This window comes from Pseudomonas sp. MWU13-3659 (assembly GCF_023757525.1).
In the GTDB taxonomy this organism is placed as follows: domain Bacteria; phylum Pseudomonadota; class Gammaproteobacteria; order Pseudomonadales; family Pseudomonadaceae; genus Aquipseudomonas; species Aquipseudomonas entomophila_E.
This window is the reverse complement of the sequence record NZ_JAMSHW010000016.1, coordinates 1-18,327: the sequence shown is the minus strand read 5'-3', so window position 1 is coordinate 18,327 and position 18,327 is coordinate 1. Positions and strand designations below refer to the sequence as shown.

Sequence of the window (18,327 nt, the reverse complement as noted above, 5' to 3'; positions counted from 1 at the left end):
GCGCAACAACTAGAGAACTGTAAGGAGAGGGAAAATGTTCGAGCTCGTAGACAACGTCCCGCAAAGTCCGGTCATCAAGGTGATCGGCGTCGGTGGTGGCGGCGGCAACGCAGTCAACCACATGGTCAAGAGCAACATTGAAGGTGTGGAGTTCATCTGCGCCAACACTGATGCCCAGGCGCTGAAAAACATTGGTGCGCGCACCATCCTGCAACTGGGTACCGGTGTGACCAAGGGCCTGGGCGCTGGCGCCAATCCGGAAGTCGGCCGCCAGGCCGCGCTGGAAGACCGTGAGCGCATCGCCGAAGTGCTGCAGGGCACCAACATGGTGTTCATCACCACCGGCATGGGTGGCGGTACCGGTACCGGTGCGGCGCCGATCATCGCCGAAGTGGCGAAGGAAATGGGCATCCTCACCGTTGCGGTGGTGACCCGTCCGTTCCCGTTCGAGGGCCGCAAGCGCATGCAGATCGCCGACGAAGGCATCCGCATGCTGGCCGAGAGCGTCGACTCGCTGATCACCATCCCCAACGAGAAGCTGCTGACCATCCTGGGCAAGGATGCAAGCCTGCTGTCCGCCTTCGCCAAGGCTGACGATGTACTGGCCGGTGCCGTGCGCGGCATCTCCGACATCATCAAGCGCCCGGGCATGATCAACGTCGACTTCGCCGACGTGCGCACCGTGATGGGCGAGATGGGCATGGCGATGATGGGTACCGGCTGCGCCAGCGGTCCGAACCGTGCCCGCGAGGCCACCGAGGCGGCGATCCGCAACCCGCTGCTCGAAGATGTCAACCTGCAGGGCGCCCGCGGCATCCTGGTGAACATCACCGCAGGCCCGGACCTGTCGCTGGGTGAGTACTCCGACGTGGGTAGCATCATCGAGGCCTTCGCCTCCGACCACGCGATGGTCAAGGTCGGCACCGTGATCGATCCGGACATGCGCGACGAGCTGCACGTGACCGTTGTGGCCACTGGCCTGGGCGCGCGCATCGAGAAGCCGGTCAAAGTCGTCGACAACACCCTGCAGACCGCTCAGCAGGTGTACGAGGCTTCCAACCCGGCCCCGGTTCGCCAGGAGCAGTCGGCGGTGAACTACCGTGACCTGGAGCGTCCGACCGTGATGCGCAACCAGGCGCACGCAGGTGCCGCAGCGGCAGCTAAACTCAACCCTCAGGATGATCTGGACTACCTGGATATCCCGGCGTTCCTGCGTCGTCAGGCCGATTGATGGAATTTATCAGGGGTATTAGGGTGATTGGTGTTCAGCAAAGGCCGGGTCTGTTATCATCCCCAGCCTTTGTTGATACCTGTTCGCAATTTGCGCTGAAGCGGCCAATGCCATGATTAGACAACGCACCCTGAAGAATACCATCCGTGCCACGGGCGTCGGCCTGCACTCCGGGGAGAAGGTCTACCTGACCCTCAAGCCTGCGCCTGTCGACACCGGCATCGTCTTCCGTCGCGCCGACCTTTCTCCCGTCGTGGAGATCCCGGCGCGCGCGGCCAACGTCGGTGAGACCACCATGTCCACCACGCTGGTCAACGGTGACGTCAAGGTCGATACGGTCGAGCACCTGCTCTCCGCCATGGCGGGCCTGGGCATCGATAACGCCTACGTCGAGCTCTCCGCCTCGGAAGTGCCGATCATGGATGGCAGCGCCGGACCCTTCGTATTCCTGATCCAATCGGCCGGCCTGGAAGAACAGGACGCACCGAAGAAGTTCATCCGCATCCTGCGCGAAGTGACAGTGGAAGACGGCGACAAGCGCGCCACTTTCCTGCCGTTCGACGGGTTCAAGGTGAGCTTCGAGATCGACTTCGATCACCCGGTCCTCAAGGGCCAGACCCAGAGCGCGTCTGTAGACTTCTCCAGCACCTCGTTCGTGAAAGAAGTCAGCCGCGCGCGGACCTTCGGGTTCATGCGTGACATCGAGTACCTGCGCAAGCACAACCTTGCGCTCGGCGGCAGCGTCGAGAACGCCATTGTTGTCGATGAGACTGGCGTGCTCAACGAAGACGGCCTTCGCTCCGAAGACGAATTCGTCAAGCACAAGATCCTCGATGCCATTGGTGACCTCTACCTGCTGGGCAACAGCCTGATCGGCGAGTTCAAGGGCTACAAGTCCGGCCACTCGTTGAACAACCAGTTGCTGCGCAAGTTGATCGCAGAAACAGATGCCTGGGAAGTGGTGTTTTTCGAAGATGCCAGCACGGCACCGATCTCGTACATGCGCCCTGTTGCGGCCGTGTAAGTTCGAACACTCTCTCTAGTGATTGAGGCCACCTTCGGGTGGCCTTTTTTATGGCGCATTGCAAGCAGTGGCGCCCCTGCGGCCAGCAGTGGCCGACGTCCAGGTTCTGGCGCGTCGGCAACAAGGCCCACTCAGCAGGAGGCTGGGCGCTCACGCTTCCAGGGGCGGAACGTCAGCCAGAGCAATATGCCTGGTATCTGCAGCGCAATCATCGTCCCCAGCGACCACTGGTAGGCAATCATGGGATGCCCTGAGGATGTGGCAGGCCACAGATTCAGCAGTGCTCCCATAAGCCATTGCAGAATGAAGGCCAGTACGAACACCACCAGGTTGAATGACGAACTCACTCGTCCGGCGAGTTCTACCGGTACGGATTGGGCGACGATGGCATAGTTCATGGTGGTCGCGGTGCCGAAGAAGCTGAAACCCATGGCGATGAGCAGCGGTGGGATCGCAAGCCCACTGATCATCAGCACCTGGAAACCGATGAACACCGCGACTCCCGTCCCGCACACCATGATGGGCTGGACGCCAAAGCGTCGCAGGTAATCGGTAATCGAGCCAAATGTCAGCGAACCCGCCACCATCGCCACCGTTCCCCATAGCAGCGTATTGGCCATGCTCGCTTCGCTCAGTTGCGCCACGTCCCTTAACCATGGCCCCATCCAGAGCGACAGCACCGACATGTAGATCGCATGGGCAAACACGGAGTACAGCACCAGGCGCCAGAACGTCCAGGAGCGGTAGAGGGTCGCGACCGCTGTGGCCATCTGCGCGAGCGTGGTGTTCTTGGCTGTATAAGCACGGGGCACGCTGAGGTGAATAATGGTGCAGACACACAGTGTGAGAACCGCCAAAATCAAGAAGGCTTCCCGCCAGCTGATCCACTTGAGCAATTCATGCAATGGCGTGGTTGATGCCATGGCGCCCAAGCCTCCAACCGATAACAGGCAGGCGGTACTCAATGGCAGGCGTTCGGGGGGGAGCCAGATCGAGCAGGCCTTGATCGCACTCATCAACGAGCCTGCAACGCCGAGGCCAATCAGGCCACGTCCAATGATCAGCCCCCATTGGGAGTGTGCCGAGCTGAAGATCAACGAGCCCACTACGGCAAAGATCAGCATGGGCACCTGTACGCTGCGTGGGCCGTAGCGATCGAGTAGCACGCCGAGGGGAAGCTGTGCGGCCGCAAACGTCAGGAAATACACCCCCGTCAGCAGCCCCAGGCTACTGGCAGGCAAGTGCAACTCTTGAGTCAGGTCACCATAGATCAAGGCGTTCACGGTGCGGAACAGATAGGACACGAAATGTCCGAGGCCGAATGGCACGAAGATCGTCAGGAACAAATACAGGAATGAGCGCTTTACTTCCTGATCGGCCTTGAGTAGCGAAGTGGGTTGTTCACTGCTCATTGGGTAGTGTCCTCATTACAGGAAAAGGTCGTGCGAATTTCGCAGCAGAAGCGCCCGCGCGCCTCTTCGAGCCAAAGTTGTTCGGGGTCTGGACGCATTTCTGAAAACTTCACTTGCCTGGCGTCTTTCAGCGCGTTGATGATGCCATCGAGGGATAACGGGTTTTCGAAGTCGATGAACTGAGGTTTGGGCTCCGTGTCGATCTTCACGAAGACATAGCGTGGCAGGCCCTGTTGGCTGGCCCAGGCACGCCATGCGATGGGATAGTCCAGTGCATCGATGGAGCCCTTCGGTTGAGGCAGTTCGTCGACGGCGAATAACCATGAGGCCCTTTTGTACAATGTGCGGCCTAGCCAGACACGACGGTTGTCGTGCTTGGCGATGGCGGCCCCGGCCAAGGCGAAACCCAGCCGGTGCATGGGGGTGGAGAATACGCACAGCAAGTCCTCTTCGAACTGCCCGAACACATCCACCACCTGCAAGCGCCCATTCACGAGTCGTACGTGCGCTCGGCCCGCCGCGAACTGCTGCTGGGGCGGTACGCAGCCGCCGCCGGATGGCAACACCAACTGCAAGTAACGCGGTTGCAAAGGCCAATCGATATGCGAGCGCTGATAACTGTCGGGTGAGTCCGCCAGGATCAGGCGTGGGCGTTCAAAGAGCTGCGCCACTTGCTCGTTGATCTGCGTATTGAATGGGCTGAACGGGGCCGCGACCGGCTGACTGAGCGTATGCACCGCCGGATGCACTTCTCCAACGACGATCTGGTAGTCGCCTTGATTGAGGGCCTCGACCGAGGCACTGGACAGCATGAAGTCCGGAGAGTGGAAATCACTGCCGAACACCTGGAAGTCATTGACCCGAAGATCGGTATCCAGGGTTTCGAGCAATGCTTCAACCTGGTCGTTGCCTAGATGCACTTCGTGCTGCCCGACGAAACCTTGCAACACGCCATCCCAGGCCGCGCCCAAGCGCTGTTCGAGGTCGCTGGCAATATCCGACTCTATCGTGGGGAGCAATGGCGCCAGCTTATCGAGGAGTGCCAGGAGCGGTACGCCATCGCTGTCCACTTGTGCGCATTGCTCCCAGGCCTGGAGGTACGCCTCATGAAGGCGATAGCCGATCGCTTTTATCATCCATCGATGAATGTTCAGCAAAGGCGCCAATTGTGCCTTCACCTCGGTAAACAGGTGTTGGCCGAAGCTGATTTCAAGGTTTCTGGAGCAGTCTTCATACACGGGGTAGCGGCCGACGTACATTGCGCCGGTCTCTCTACTCAAGTCGATGCCAGCCTCTGCCAATAACGTATTCATGTGCAGCAGCGCGTGTTCCCGTTGTTGCAGGTTGCCGTCAGCGTATTGCGCCCTTGCGGCTTCCAGGGCATCAAAGCGTGCCTGCCACCCTTGGCTGAAGGTTTCATCGATGCCGGGCGAATTTACGCAGGCTCGCAACCGTGCCATCGGGTCGCGTTCGCGCGGTGAAACCCGCCAGCCTCGACGCACCACGCGTTGGCGAACAAGGTGTTCAAGCAGCGCCCTGATGTTGCCATGCGTGTCCAAGGGGCTCGCGTGGAGGAGTTCGCAAAGCGTCGGTAACGCGTGTTGCTGGCTAGCGATGTGCTCCAGGATCCGAGCGGTTTGCGCATCCACCTGGCGACGCTTGTCGATTGGCAGGTGCAAGGTGTGCCCGTGCAGATAGCAGCCTTCGTTCAGCCTCAACGGCAGGGCGTCGGTGTTTGGGCAATGCTGGTTAAGCTGTGCGACCAGACGCTGCACCACCCAGTTTTCGAAGCATGTATGGCGTTGTCTGAGCCACGGTCCTTCGCTTCGCCGGCAGTGGACATTGGCCTCGAGTTGCCGATCGAACTGCCCCCAGGCCAGTGGGCCAAAGAAGCTGGCCGTATCGTTTTTCGCGCAAAATCGCTGCAGGTAGGCCCAACCCAGGCGCAGCTTCTGTTTTTTACGGCTGTCGTTACTGCTGTGGCGGTCACGGATCAGTTCATCGATACGTGCACGTGCCGCAGGATTGGAGATGAACAGCGCCTCGGCGATCGCGTCGTCATCGAGCGCGTCAATCAGTCCCTGTCTGGCACGCTCCAGGTACGCAGCATATTGTTCATCCGCCGCCTCCCGCGCTTGCAGTTCGGTCAATAGTCGATTGCGTTCCGCCAATGCCTGTGCCAGTGGGAGGCGCAAGTCTTCTGGCAGGTCAGCCGGTTGCAACGCGGTGCGCTCATTGAGCTTGCGAACCAACTTGCGGCACGCTTGCGGCGTGGGGTGGTCGTTGGCGTGGGCCAGCAAAACGACACGCATGTTTTCAAGCGCACGATAGGTTCGTTCAAAGGCTGCGCAGCCTGGGAGCTCCGAAAGCCCTCCCAGGGCCGTCAGGTGGTGGATCGGAAAACCGGTGGAGCGTAGCCAAAAATAGTGTGAGCTTTCCATTCTCTAGCAGGGAATCCTGATCGCGTTGAGTTGCTTGAGTTTGCTCAGCAAGGCCATGTCTGCGGCGCAAGGTTGGTCGTCATCGTTCGCGTTCAACAGCCGGGCGAGGGCCGGCGTCTGTAGCGGCTCCTCGAGGAACTGATAGAGATGCGCAGTGCGCTTGCTGATCAAGGTGAACTTATGCCGCGCCTGAGGTGTGGGTAGATACACCAGGATATGCTCGGGTTGAGCTGCCAGCTGGCTCAATCCCAACTGGCCTTTGTCGCGCAGCCAGGTGGACAGGGCGTAGGTGCTTGTGTAGAGACGTGCGCTACAGGTCCGTTGATAGTGATCCGGCGTGGTCGTTTGCGGGGCAAGCAAGCCCCTGTAGAGCGCGACACATTCGCGTTCCAGGCCGATCAAATCACGCAAGCATGGGTGCTCCTGCAACTCCGCGCGACCGAGCAGAAACTCGAGGGCGGCATCGCAGTAGCTATAAACCTTCGGCCCGTAATCGAACCATTCTTTTTCCCGCAGGAACGTCCTGGACAAGACCGGGAGGTCAAACCCCAGGTTGAGCAAGGCGCGCAAGGTCAGTGGCGCACCCGTCTCAAGGGCATTGATGAACGAATTGACCAAGCGAAACTGATAGTTTTCGACAAACCATTTCACGCGCTCGAATTGATCCCCATATGCCTGCAGGATCGCCCGTTCGTTTTCCGCAAAGCCCGCTAACCACTCGCTTGCGCCGCGCGCCTGGAACAGCCTTTCTTGCAATGCCTCATCACGCAGCAGGCGTCGCCATAGTTTCCATACCTGTTCAGCGTCCATGAGCGCGTTCCTGTGGCGGCGTTATGTAATGATTCCAGATCTGTTGCGCGCGGCGAACGTCGCTGACGATCATGTGCTCGTCATCGGCATTCATCACCCGGGTCATCGCGTGGTGAGCTTGCCCCTGATACTCGAGTATCACTGCGGCAGGACGTGCCCGGGACAGCAGCTCTTGATAGAGATCCCAGACGGGTTCAGGTACGGCAGAATCGTGCCAGTCGTGGTAGAGACCGTCATGCCAGCTACCGCCCGCCAAATGTACCGAGATCACCTTCTCCAGAGGCAGGGTGTCGAGGTAGTCACGCAGGTCGAACTGCTTGAGGTTCAGGTGGTTGGTATAAATATTGTGCAGATCCAGATGCAAGAATGTTCCGGACGCGTCCACGAGCCTGGCGAGGAACTCTGCTTCACGCATCTCGGCGCCAGGGCATGGCAGGTAGTAGGCGGCGTTTTCGTGTGCCAGCGGCATGCCGTAGCTGGACTGCAATGACTTGGCCCGTTTCGCGCAGCGGAGCACTTCGGCCTTGGAGAACTGAAGTGGGCTGCTCCAGATATCCAACCAGGAGTTGTCACCGTAGAAACAATGATTGGCGACCCAGGGGCTGTTCAACATCTTCGCCAGTGGCACATGGCGCTGCACGGCAGCGGTCTCTTCCAATGGGCTGAAGCCGAAGTCGCAACCGTAGTTGGAGTGGGCCAACAAGGTGAAGTTTTTCGACAGCCGCTCCATCACCTCACGGGCCCCAGGCTTGATGATCTGCGGTCCGTCGATCGGAGCCATGATGTTGTCCAGGAGCACTTCCAGAATATCGACTTCGATAGCCTCGAAAGGAAACCAGTCGAGAATTTCAGGGTTGTACTGAATGCCCACGCCTATAGGCTCAGGCTTGGAGAACCGGGCCATGCGTTTATCCATATGAGTGTTGGAGAACCCCGGTCTGGGCCGGGGTATTACTGGGTGATCAAGCGAACACTTTGCTCTCGATGATTTCGATATCGTCGAGTTCGAACTCTTCGAACAGTGCACCTTCATCGACTTCAGGAAGCGCTTGCGTTGGGGTATCGGTTTGCGTTTGCGCAGTTTCCGGCAAAGGTTGTACGGCGGGATTGTGGGTCATGACAGTCTCCTCACGGGTGGTTGAACAGGTGGATCAGTGTATTTGCGGTGAAGCCCCAGGCTGCGATCCAGCCCAGGCCGGTCAGCAGCACCGTGCCCCAGTAGAGTCGATGCATGGCGGGGGAAACAGGTTGTGCGGTCGCGCGATGGCGCCCCTTTACGTAATTGAAGGCGCGTTGGCGTAGGCGGGGTTGCCCCAGCCATTCGGTAATCGCCAGGTAGGTGTCGCCATTGAAGATGGGGAGCAATGTCGGCACCAGGGAGATGAACGATGCCACGATCATGACGACAAATAGCGCGCCGAAGGGGCCCGAACCACCCCATGCTGCCCATAAGGCAATACCCACGCCCGCGTAGAGCAAGCTGACGAATGGGCCGGCCAGGATCGTGGTCACACGCTGCCCAAGCGGGAGTTTCGTCCAGGTGCGTTGCTCTGGCCGAACCCAGCCGGTGGCGAGCAAGAGATAGATGCCGATGCCGAAGTCGGTAACGTTGACCCGGTAGTGTCGGCACGCCATGGCATGACCCAGTTCGTGCAGGGCGATGGAGGTCAAGATGACCGGGAAGTGCCAAAGCAACCAGCGATAACTTTGGGCATAGACCACCACGGCATCGTCGATGAACGCATCCATGTGCATGCCCAGGTAGCCGAAGCTGCACAGGGCCAGTAATAACAAAGGCGCCACGAACCCACGGCTGCAACACCAGGGGGCAAGTCGGTACAGGCTGTCCAGCAACGGTTGCGGGTTCATCTTGATCAGATTGACCAGCAGATACGTCTTGAGCGGACCATAAGTAATCCCCGTGGCGGGATCCTGCAGGTCTTTCTTGTGCGTGCCATCTCCTTGGCTGAGCAGCTTGAGATGCAACAGCCTGCGTTCGAACTGAGCGAGCTTGTCCTCGCTGACTTTCATCCGCAGTTGATCGAGCGCCGTACTGGCGACTTCGTGCAGGCTGCGCTTGCCATCGAAGAGCATGGCCAGGCGGTACTCCGCCTTGCCTAACTCAAAGCTGATGTCGGAGACGGGGTCGTGCACACAGTAACGCGATGTCGAGTTTCCTTCGTCTGCACGTGTAATCACGAGGTCTTCCCTGAAGCGGGAATAGCCCGTGACCTGCGTTGCGACGTCACTGTAGACAGAGCTGCTCATGCGCTTGCCTGCAGCGCTTGAAGGCCTGGCCTGAAACGCTCCAACAGCGCCTTTCGACCTGCCGCCATGGTTTGCGCGAGCGAAGCGTCATCCGCGGGTGCACAGGCACGGCCCAATACGAACACCGCGCCTGGGCGGGTAGGGCCACAAACGGGTTGCTCGGTGGTGCGGATGGGTTCCCAGCCATGCGCACGCATCAAGTACTCGATGCTGCTTGCGCTCAGGTAGCGCCGGTGGTTATGGGTCAAGAAACCTTGAAGCAGACCATGGCCGAGCGCCCGGCCTTCGATCAGTAGCAACCCGTTCTCGGCGCAGGCCTGGCGGCACTTTTGCAGCACCACATTGACATCGTGCACATGTTCGAGCGACCCGTTGATGATGATCAGGTCGTAGTCGCCGGAGGTGTTCATGTTCTCCGCGTCGACCCGGTCGATGGGCAAGCCTATTTTCTTGCCATACTCCACGTAGGCATGGTCTGGATCATTACCTTTCACGGTCCAGCCATGCTTGGCGAAGGGAAGCATCAGCCCGCCTGCCGAGCAGCCGACATCCAGCAACTTGCCCTTGTCCGGCAGCAGGTCTGCCAGATAGCGACGCAGGTGTTCGCCACGACGCACCTGGTCCAGAAAGAAAGCACGCTCGGGTTCAGAGTCGCCGAACAGGCTCAGTCGATAAAACTTGTCGTAGTAAGCCTGGTAGAACGCGGGTTCGAAACGGTATTTCTGATAAATATGTCCGCACGCCTGGCATCCCAGTACCGGCAGGGGCACCGAGGTGTCGCAGGGACCTTGGATTTCGCTGAGCAATTCCCACTGTGCTTGAGCGCCGCACAGTTCGCAGTCCATTGATTGTGCACGATAGTGTTCAGGCATCTTCAGGCGCTGAAGATAGTTTATTCTTATAGTGTCGTCCATGACGGCCTCTAGCTTACTTGATGCAGAAAAAACCTTCGAAACAGATATGTTTGAATATGCTGGTAATGTCGGTGAAGCCAGCCCGCGAAAGCATGTCGATATTCCCCGCGGTGGAGAACGGCTCGAGCACGCCTTTCAAGCTTCTGGTTTTTGCCAGGATCTCTTCGGCGGTATAACCCTGGTCGCGTTTGTAGTCGACATACAGGCTGCTGAGAATATCCTGGAAGCGAGCGTCCGGGCCGCGCACTTTCTCGAACATGATGAAAGCGCCGCCCCAGTTCAAGGATTCATAGATGCGGTCGAACAGCGCCTGGCGAACACGAGGATGGACAAACTGGATCGTGTAGTAAGCGATGATCAGATCACTTTTTTCGTAATCGTAAGTCAGGATGTCGTCGGTGACGAAGTGCAAATTCTGCTGTGGCGAAGTCTCTAGCAATGCCTTGGCTTGGCGCGTCATCGCATCTTCAACGTCGATGCCTATCCATTGCGTTGAAGGGCAATGGCGTTGCGCAAGTTGCCGGGTCAATGCCCCGGTCGAGCTGCCCAGTTCGTAACAGACACTGTCCGGTTTTACGAAGAAGTCGCTGAGCGACAAGATGATCTCGTGGCCGTCCTTGTAGCGGGGGACAGACTTGGAAACATGCGAGTCGAAATGCAAGGGGGTCGTACCGCCAAACGTCCAGGCGGCGTTCCCCGCCGTCACACCATCGCCAACGGTATCCTGCACGTTAACGGCTGACTGGGTAGAACTAGGCATATGATCACGTCCTTGCGTAATGATAGAGCGTCGTTTTGATTGCAATGTGAACTTTGGGCACATCAATGCGCGGCGCAGGACACACAAATGCCATGTGTCGCCGAGATGGCTATGATAGAAATATCAGTAAGGGTGCCAGGGAATTAGTCTTCGCTTGCCACTTGGTGGGCACATTGGGTGCTGAATGCCGCCTTGATATGCGGTGGCGCACCGAAGTAGGGCGAAAATAAATTCAGGCCCTGGCGCAAATAAGATGATTTCTCGAAAGAGTGTAGGAAGTGTCTGCGCTGAGTGAGCGCGATTCAGAAGGTAGTAAAACGGTGCTCATGTGAAGTCCTTATCAAATGATCCATTTGTACGGTCTCGTCGAGAGCGCTTATAACGCTCTGAACTTACATTCGCTCGAGTATAGGGTCAAAGGTTGGCAGGCTGCAATAAGGCGTGCGCCAAAACCTGAGCCGCTATGGCGGGCTCTTTGCTCGGAAGTCGAAGGCTTGAGTTTAGCTTGTTGATTTTATTGATATTTAGGTAAGCATCGCAGTCGATTTTCAGCCATTTTGATCGTCGGGGTAACAAGCGGGTGCAGCACACGTCATCTGCTGAGCGACCTTCAATAGGGTGCCTGCACGGTCATGCCTGTTTCGTTCGTGGCGAGCCATCGGTGAAGGGGGCGGATCGCCGGCGTTCGTCCCCTGCGCGTGGCGTCGGTGCAACGCAGGTGTGGCTTTCTGAGTGGCTGTTGCCGATCAGCTGTGAGGGTCTTTGCCTTGCGCGTGGCTGGCCAGGCGCTCCAGTGCCGCACGCAACTTCGGATCGCTGATGCCTTCGGCTGAATCGCGAATGTTGCTGGCGGCACGGCTCGACAGTTCGATGCCTTGGCCCGTATGTATTGCCGAAACCAGTGGTGGCTGCACCTTGAACAGGATGCGGCTCAGGTTGGCGAAGGCCTCCATGGCCTGTAACTGACGTTGCAGGCGCTTTTGCTGGTAGCGCAAACGGGTGGCCCAATGGCCATCGGTCACCACCAGCAACAAGGTGCCTTCCTTCCATGACGCCACGTGGCAGTGCTCACGGGCAGCCGGCTGCAACTGGCTTTCCAGGAGGCGCTGCAGGTGTTCCAGGCGCTCGGCCTGATTGAGCAGCAGGCGCAGCGGCCGGGCCTTGCGCAGCAGGTCGGCGGGGAGGCGGGCAGGGGTAGGTTTGTAGGCCATGGGAAGGACGCAACGGGTTACAAGATCGACAGTCTAACAGGTGGGCATTCATTACAGGGCAAGTCGCCGCGGCGAACCGCCGTTCCCACGCAGGCGCTGGTCGGGGCGGGGAGAGGGCTTGTCCCGAGATCGGTTGCGGGATCTTGATGCAAGTCATTCGCGATACGTTTCATCTTCGCGTACCTTGAACTTGCGAAAAATGCCCCTATGTTAGTCAGGCCCCCCTAGAAAGCGCTGTGCCAGCATCGTGGAAATCCACCACTTTCCTCACCATCGTTTCCGGGTAGAATGCTCGTTCGCATGCGGCCTCAGGGCTGCACGGGCGACTCATGGGGCCGCCCTCCATCCCTACGTGTGGAAGATCCTGCCGATATGTTTGCGCCTTTGTTAAAAAAACTTTTTGGAAGCAAGAACGAGCGTGAAATCAAACGCATGCTCAAGACGGTGAGCGCCGTCAATGCTCTCGAAGAGAAGATGGTGGCCCTCTCCGACGAGCAGCTGCGGGGCAAGACCGCAGAGTTCAAGGAGCGCCTGGCCAAAGGCGAAACCCTCGACCAGCTGTTGCCTGAAGCCTTCGCCGTGGCCCGTGAGGCCGGCAAGCGCGTGATGGGCATGCGCCATTTCGATGTCCAGCTGATCGGCGGCATGACCTTGCACGAAGGCATGATCGCAGAAATGCGCACCGGTGAAGGCAAGACCTTGGTCGGTACACTGGCCGTTTATCTGAACGCACTGTCCGGCAAGGGCGTGCACGTGGTCACGGTGAACGACTACCTGGCCCGCCGCGACGCCAACTGGATGCGCCCGCTCTACGAGTTCCTCGGCCTGACCGTGGGCATCGTCTCGGCCTTCCAGCCGCCTGAAGAGAAGCGCGCCGCCTACGCCGCCGACATCACCTACGGCACCAACAACGAATTCGGTTTCGACTACCTGCGCGACAACATGGCGTTCAGCCAGGACGAGAAGTTCCAGCGCGAGCTCAACTTCTCGGTGATCGACGAAGTCGACTCCATCCTCATCGACGAAGCGCGTACCCCGCTGATCATTTCCGGCCAGGCCGAGGACAGCTCCAAGCTGTACATCGAGATCAACCGCTTGATCCCGCGCCTCACCCAGCACATTGAGGAAGTCGAAGGCCAGGTGACTCAAGAGGGTCACTACAGCATTGACGAGAAGAGCCGCCAGGTCGAACTGAACGAGGCCGGCCACCAGTTCATCGAGGACATGCTGACGCAGTCGGGCCTGCTGGCCGAAGGCGAGAGCCTGTACTCGGCGCACAACCTGGGCCTGCTGACTCACGTCTACGCCGGCCTGCGCGCGCACAAGCTGTTCCACCGCAACGTCGAGTACATCGTCCAGGACGGCCAGATCCTCCTGATCGACGAGCACACCGGCCGCACCATGCCGGGCCGCCGCCTGTCCGAAGGCCTGCACCAGGCCATCGAGGCGAAGGAAAACCTGAATATCCAGGCCGAAAGCCAGACCCTGGCGTCGACCACCTTCCAGAACTACTTCCGTCTCTATACAAAACTGTCGGGCATGACCGGTACCGCCGACACCGAGGCGTTCGAGTTCGCCCAGATCTACAACCTCAACGTGATGGTCATTCCACCGAACAAGCCGTTGGCCCGCAAGGACTTCAACGACCTGGTGTACCTGACCGCCGACGAGAAGTACGCGGCGATCATCGCCGACATCAAGGAAAGCATGGCGCTGGGCCGCCCAGTGCTGGTCGGTACCGCGACCATCGAAACTTCCGAGCACATGTCCAACCTGCTCAAGAAGGAAGGGATCGACCACAAGGTTCTGAACGCCAAGTACCACGAGAAGGAAGCCGAGATCATCGCCCAGGCCGGTGCTCCGGGCGCGCTGACCATCGCCACCAACATGGCCGGTCGTGGTACCGACATCCTGCTGGGCGGTAACTGGGAAGCTGAAGTAGCCGCCCTGGACAACCCGACCCCCGAGCAGATCGCCCAGATCAAGGCCGACTGGCAGAAGCGTCACCAGCAGGTGCTGGAGGCCGGTGGCCTGCACGTGATCGCTTCCGAGCGCCACGAGTCCCGCCGTATCGACAACCAGCTGCGTGGCCGTGCCGGCCGTCAGGGCGATGCCGGTTCCAGCCGCTTCTACCTGTCGCTGGAAGACAGCCTGATGCGTATCTTCGCCTCCGACCGGGTGAAGAACTTCATGAAGGCGCTGGGCATGCAGTCCGGCGAGGCGATCGAGCACCGCATGGTGACCAACGCCATCGAAAAGGCGCAGCGCAAGGTCGAAGGCCGCAACTTCGACATTCGTAAGCAGCTGCTCGAATACGATGACGTGGCCAACGAACAGCGCAAGGTGATCTACCACATGCGCAACAGCCTGCTGGCGGCCGAGAACATCGGCGACACCATCGGCGAATTCCGCCAGGAAGTGCTCGACGCCACCATCAGCCAGCACATCCCGCCGCAATCGCTGCCCGAACAGTGGGACGTGGCCGGCCTGGAGGCCTCGCTGGCCAGCGACTTCGCCATGAAGTTGCCGATCCAGCAGTGGCTCGACGAGGACGATCATCTCTACGAGGAGACCCTGCGCGAGCGGCTGATCAAGGAAATCACCGACGCCTACAACGAGAAGGAAGACCAGGCTGGCGAGGACGCGCTGCGTACCTTCGAGAAGCAGATCCTGCTGCGCGTGCTGGACGACCTGTGGAAAGACCACCTGTCGACCATGGACCACCTGCGCCACGGTATCCACCTGCGCGGCTATGCGCAGAAGAACCCGAAGCAGGAGTACAAGCGCGAGTCGTTCACCCTGTTCCAGGAGCTGCTGGAGTCGATCAAGCGCGATACCATCCGCGTGCTGTCGCATGTCCAGGTACGCCGCGAGGACCCGGCGGAAGAAGAAGCCCGCCTGCGCCGCGAAGCCGAGGAACTGGCCAGCCGCATGCAGTTCCAGCACGCTGCCGCTCCTGGCCTGGAGAGCGACCTGCAGGCCAGCGAGGAGGGCGCCGAAGTCGCCGTCGCCGCGGCGCCTGTGCGCAATGACCAGAAGCTGGGCCGCAACGAGCCGTGCTGGTGCGGTTCGGGCAAGAAGTTCAAGCATTGCCATGGTCAGATCGAATGATCTGACTGCACTGTTAGCTTGAAATCCCTGGGCTGCTTTGCAGCCCATCGCGGCACAAGGCCGCTCCTACAGGTTCTGCACCAGGCTCTGTAGGAGCGGCCTTGTGCCGCGAAAGGGCCGCCACGCGGCCCGCATAAATTCCCCGCGAAATTTCTAGGAGCGCTCTAATGGCTGTTGGTCTTGGTCCCCTGCCCACCCTGCACCCGGTTCCCGGTTTCGAACTCGGTATCGCCTCGGCGGGCATCAAGCGCCCCGGGCGCAAGGATGTGGTGGTGATGCGCTGTGCCGAAGGCTCCAGCGTGGCTGGCGTGTTCACCCTGAATGCCTTCTGCGCCGCCCCGGTGATCCTCTCCAAGCAGCGCGTGCAGGGCACCGTGCGCTACCTGCTGACCAATACCGGCAACGCCAACGCCGGCACCGGCGCACCAGGCCTGGCCGCGGCCGAGCGTACCTGCGCGAAGCTGGCCGAGCTGGCGGGCGTACCCGCTGAGTCCGTTCTGCCATTCTCCACCGGTGTGATCGGCGAGCCGCTGCCGGTCGAGAAGATCGAAGGCGCGCTGCAGGCCGCCCTGGACAACCTGTCCGAGAACCACTGGGCCGAGGCCGCCACCGGCATCATGACCACCGACACCCTGCCCAAGGGTGCCAGCCGTCAGTTCCAGTTCGGCGGCAAGACCATCACCGTCACCGGCATCAGCAAGGGCGCGGGCATGATTCGCCCGAACATGGCCACCATGCTGGGCTACATCGCCACCGACGCCAAGGTCGCACCGGCTGTGCTGAAAGACCTGATGCTGGACGGCGCCAACAAGTCGTTCAACCGCATCACCATCGATGGCGATACCTCGACCAACGACTGCTGCATGCTGATCGCCACCGGCAAGGCCGATGTACCTGAGGTCACCGAGGCCAGCGGCGCGCTGTTCGAGGCGCTGAAGAAGGCGGTGTTCGAGGTGTGCATGGAAGTGGCCCAGGCCATCGTCCGTGACGGTGAGGGCGCGACCAAGTTCGTCACCGTGCAGGTCAACGGCGGTGGCAATCACCAGGAATGCCTGGACGTAGGCTACGCCGTGGCACACTCGCCGCTGATCAAGACCGCGCTGTTCGCCTCCGACCCCAACTGGGGCCGCATTCTGGCCGCAGTGGGCCGTGCGGGCGTACCGGCGCTGGATGTCAGCCTGATCGACGTGTACCTGGACAACGTCTGCATCGCCAGCCAGGGTGGCCGCAGCCCGAGCTACACCGAGGAGCAGGGTTCGGCGGTAATGGCCCAGGAAGAGATCACCATTCGTATCGAGCTGGGCCGTGGCCAGTGCAGCGAAACCATCTGGACCACCGACCTGTCCCACGAGTACGTGAAGATCAACGCCGAGTACCGTACCTGATGTAATTGGGGCCGCTTCGCGGCCCTTTCGCGGCACAAGGCCGCTCCTACAAGAGCGTCCGATCTCCTGTAGGAGCGGCCTTGTGCCGCGAAAGGGCTGCAAGGCAGCCCCAACATCCCGAATCCGCTGGAGCCCAACCGTGAGCTATCACCTGATCATCGGCGACAAGTTGTATTCCTCCTGGTCGCTACGCGGCGCCCTGGCCCTCGAACTGGCCGGCGCCCCCTACGAAGAAACCCTGGTCAAGCTCAACCAGCCAGACACCCGCCAGCGCCTCCTCGCGTTCTCGGCCACTGGCAAGGTGCCTTTGCTCAAGACCGAGCATGGCGTGATCGCCGACTCCCTGGCCATCGCCGAATACCTCAATGAGCAACACCCCGAGGCCAAGCTCTGGCCCGAGGACACTGCCGCCCGTGCCCAGGCCCGTTCGGCTTGCGCGCAGATGCACAGCGGCTTCTTCGCCTTGCGCGGGGCAATGCCTTTCGACCTGTCCCGCGACCAGGCGCCGGATGAGCTGCCACTGGACGTGCAGGTCGATATCGACCGCATCGTCGCCTTGTGGAACGAATGCCGCCTGGTGGCCAAGGACAGCGGCCCGTTCCTGTTCGGCCGGCCGACCCTGGCCGACGCTTTCTTCGCCCCGGTGGCCGTGCGCCTGCGCACCTACCGCGTCGCAGTGCCGGCCGCGGCGGCCGCCTACATCGAAACCATTTACCAGTGGCCTGCATTCCAGGCTTGGCAGAAGGCTGGCCTGGCGGAGCGTGAAGGGTGAAACGGATTCATGTGGTTGCCGCGGTCATTCGTGGTACTGACGGCCGTATCCTGATCGCCCGTCGTGCCGACACGCAGCATCAGGGCGGCCTGTGGGAGTTCCCGGGTGGCAAGGTCGAGGACGGCGAGGGTGTCGAGGCAGCGCTGGCCCGCGAGCTGCGCGAAGAGCTGGGTATCGAGGTCACGCGTTCTCGGCCATTGATCAAGGTCAGCCACGACTATCCGGACAAGCAGGTGCTGCTGGACGTGCGTGAAGTCGACGCCTTCACCGGAGAGCCTCACGGCGCCGAGGGCCAGCCGTTGGCCTGGGTGGCGCCGCGCGATCTGGGCCAGTACGAGTTTCCCGAGGCCAACAAGCCCATCGTCGCCGCGGCGCGCCTGCCTGATCAGTACCTGATCACGCCGGATGGCCTGGAGGTGCCGGAGCTGCTCAAGGGTATCCAGAAGGCGGTGGCCAGCGGGATCAGGCTGATCCAACTGCGCGCCCCCGACATGTACGACCCCAAGTACCGCGATGTCGCGGTGGACGCGGTCGGGCTGTGTGCGGGCAAGGCGCAGCTGATGCTCAAGGGGCCTTTGGAGTGGCTGGGCGACTTCCCGTCGGCGGGCTGGCACCTGACCGCCGCGCAGCTGCGCAAGTATGCCGCGAAGGGCCGGCCGTTCCCGAAAGAACGCTGGCTGGCGGCGTCCTGCCACAACGCCGAGGAGCTGGCGCTGGCCGAGCAGATGGGGGTGGATTTCGTCACCCTGTCGCCGGTGCAGGCGACCCAGACCCATCCGGATGCCACGCCGCTGGGGTGGGATGAGGCGCAGCGGTTGATTGCCGGGATCAGCCATCCGGTGTTCTTGCTGGGTGGGGTCGGGCCAGGGGCGCGCGAGCGGGCCTGGGAAGCCGGGGCGCAAGGTGTCGCGGGGATCCGGGCTTTCTGGCCCGAGGCTTGAATGGGCTGTTCGCCGGCAAGCCGGCTCCTACGGGCGTGTGCAATCCC

At 60.6% G+C, this 18,327-nt stretch carries 15 protein-coding genes; 6 read left to right on the top strand and 9 right to left on the bottom strand.

Features of this window, described 5'->3' with window-relative positions; translation table 11 throughout:
• Positions 1-34 precede the first annotated feature (34 nt).
• Both ftsZ and lpxC read left to right on the top strand, forming a co-directional pair.
• Positions 35-1,231, top strand: a complete 1,197-nt coding sequence (gene ftsZ / locus NGM28_RS19130) for a cell division protein FtsZ (RefSeq protein WP_011535532.1) — start codon at positions 35-37, stop codon at positions 1,229-1,231.
• A 112-nt stretch (positions 1,232-1,343) separates the two neighbouring features.
• The gene (gene lpxC / locus NGM28_RS19125; RefSeq protein WP_011535531.1) at positions 1,344-2,255 is read left to right on the top strand and encodes a UDP-3-O-acyl-N-acetylglucosamine deacetylase; all 912 of its coding nucleotides are present in this window, start codon (positions 1,344-1,346) and stop codon (positions 2,253-2,255) included.
• A 131-nt stretch (positions 2,256-2,386) separates the two neighbouring features.
• Here lpxC and NGM28_RS19120 read toward each other — a convergent pair whose 3' ends face one another.
• The 9 genes from NGM28_RS19120 to NGM28_RS19080 all read right to left on the bottom strand — a co-directional run bounded on the left by NGM28_RS19120 (position 2,387) and on the right by NGM28_RS19080 (position 12,071).
• The gene (locus NGM28_RS19120) at positions 2,387-3,667 is read right to left on the bottom strand and encodes an MFS transporter (RefSeq protein ID WP_252091126.1); all 1,281 of its coding nucleotides are present in this window, start codon (positions 3,665-3,667) and stop codon (positions 2,387-2,389) included.
• Positions 3,664-6,108, bottom strand: coding sequence for a lantibiotic dehydratase (locus tag NGM28_RS19115; protein WP_252091125.1), 2,445 nt, complete (start codon positions 6,106-6,108; stop codon positions 3,664-3,666). The genes NGM28_RS19120 and NGM28_RS19115 overlap by 4 nt, the downstream gene beginning before the upstream one ends.
• Before the next feature lie 3 nt (positions 6,109-6,111).
• A complete protein-coding gene (locus NGM28_RS19110; RefSeq protein ID WP_240065902.1) occupies positions 6,112-6,918 on the bottom strand; it encodes a hypothetical protein in 807 nt (268 codons plus the stop codon).
• Entirely contained in the window at positions 6,908-7,822 is a 915-nt protein-coding gene (tglH, locus tag NGM28_RS19105; protein WP_252091124.1) for a peptidyl (S)-2-mercaptoglycine synthase subunit TglH, read from the bottom strand. The genes NGM28_RS19110 and tglH overlap by 11 nt, the downstream gene beginning before the upstream one ends.
• 58 nt (positions 7,823-7,880) lie before the next feature.
• Positions 7,881-8,036, bottom strand: a complete 156-nt coding sequence (gene tglA, locus NGM28_RS19100) for a 3-thiaglutamate biosynthesis pearlin carrier peptide TglA (RefSeq protein ID WP_252091123.1) — start codon at positions 8,034-8,036, stop codon at positions 7,881-7,883.
• A gap of 10 nt (positions 8,037-8,046) precedes the next feature.
• Entirely contained in the window at positions 8,047-9,186 is a 1,140-nt protein-coding gene (locus tag NGM28_RS19095; protein ID WP_252091122.1) for a M50 family metallopeptidase, read from the bottom strand.
• The gene (locus tag NGM28_RS19090; protein WP_252091121.1) at positions 9,183-10,100 is read right to left on the bottom strand and encodes a class I SAM-dependent methyltransferase; all 918 of its coding nucleotides are present in this window, start codon (positions 10,098-10,100) and stop codon (positions 9,183-9,185) included. The genes NGM28_RS19095 and NGM28_RS19090 overlap by 4 nt, the downstream gene beginning before the upstream one ends.
• Positions 10,101-10,113: 13 nt before the next feature.
• Positions 10,114-10,860: a methyltransferase domain-containing protein gene (locus tag NGM28_RS19085; protein WP_240065907.1), complete on the bottom strand. Its 747-nt coding sequence runs from the start codon at positions 10,858-10,860 to the stop codon at positions 10,114-10,116.
• Positions 10,861-11,606: 746 nt separating this feature from the next.
• Entirely contained in the window at positions 11,607-12,071 is a 465-nt protein-coding gene (locus NGM28_RS19080) for a DUF721 domain-containing protein (protein WP_252091120.1), read from the bottom strand.
• Between the two features lie 372 nt (positions 12,072-12,443).
• On the opposite strand from NGM28_RS19080, the gene secA reads away from it, so the two are divergent.
• The 4 genes from secA to NGM28_RS19060 all read left to right on the top strand — a co-directional run bounded on the left by secA (position 12,444) and on the right by NGM28_RS19060 (position 18,280).
• Positions 12,444-15,182 carry a preprotein translocase subunit SecA gene (gene secA, locus NGM28_RS19075; RefSeq protein WP_252091119.1) on the top strand — a complete coding sequence of 913 codons (2,739 nt, stop codon included), beginning with the start codon at positions 12,444-12,446 and terminating at the stop codon, positions 15,180-15,182.
• A gap of 167 nt (positions 15,183-15,349) precedes the next feature.
• Positions 15,350-16,567, top strand: coding sequence for a bifunctional glutamate N-acetyltransferase/amino-acid acetyltransferase ArgJ (gene argJ / locus NGM28_RS19070; protein WP_252091118.1), 1,218 nt, complete (start codon positions 15,350-15,352; stop codon positions 16,565-16,567).
• Between the two features lie 139 nt (positions 16,568-16,706).
• Positions 16,707-17,339, top strand: a complete 633-nt coding sequence (locus tag NGM28_RS19065) for a glutathione S-transferase family protein (RefSeq protein WP_240065911.1) — start codon at positions 16,707-16,709, stop codon at positions 17,337-17,339.
• The gene (locus tag NGM28_RS19060) at positions 17,336-18,280 is read left to right on the top strand and encodes a Nudix family hydrolase (RefSeq protein ID WP_240065912.1); all 945 of its coding nucleotides are present in this window, start codon (positions 17,336-17,338) and stop codon (positions 18,278-18,280) included. Before NGM28_RS19065 ends, NGM28_RS19060 begins: the two co-directional genes overlap by 4 nt.
• The last annotated feature ends 47 nt before the right edge of the window (positions 18,281-18,327 follow it).